Consider the following 333-nt stretch of genomic DNA (forward strand, 5'->3'; position numbering starts at 1 on the left):
TTGCAGAGTTTTAAATGCGGAGTGGTAGTTCAGTTGGTTAGAATACCGGCCTGTCACGCCGGGGGTCGCGGGTTCGAGTCCCGTCCACTCCGCCACTTAAAATTCTGTACTTTGCATTATCTGCGGAGTGGTAGTTCAGTTGGTTAGAATACCGGCCTGTCACGCCGGGGGTCGCGGGTTCGAGTCCCGTCCACTCCGCCACTTAATGTAAAGAATAATGCGACGTTAGCGTAAGCTAAAATGCGGAGTGGTAGTTCAGTTGGTTAGAATACCGGCCTGTCACGCCGGGGGTCGCGGGTTCGAGTCCCGTCCACTCCGCCAATACGTTGCATA

At 54.4% G+C, this 333-nt stretch carries 3 tRNA genes; all 3 read left to right on the plus strand.

Going from position 1 to position 333, the window contains the following annotated elements:
- The first annotated feature begins 18 nt into the window (after positions 1-18).
- The 3 genes from HII17_RS18920 to HII17_RS18930 all read left to right on the plus strand — a co-directional run bounded on the left by HII17_RS18920 (position 19) and on the right by HII17_RS18930 (position 321).
- Positions 19-95 (plus strand) — tRNA-Asp (locus HII17_RS18920).
- A gap of 29 nt (positions 96-124) precedes the next feature.
- A tRNA-Asp gene (locus HII17_RS18925) sits at positions 125-201 on the plus strand.
- Between the two features lie 43 nt (positions 202-244).
- Positions 245-321: transfer RNA gene (locus HII17_RS18930), tRNA-Asp, on the plus strand.
- Positions 322-333 lie beyond the last annotated feature (12 nt).

The organism is Thalassotalea algicola, assembly GCF_012932965.1.
Taxonomy (GTDB): domain Bacteria; phylum Pseudomonadota; class Gammaproteobacteria; order Enterobacterales; family Alteromonadaceae; genus Thalassotalea_F; species Thalassotalea_F algicola.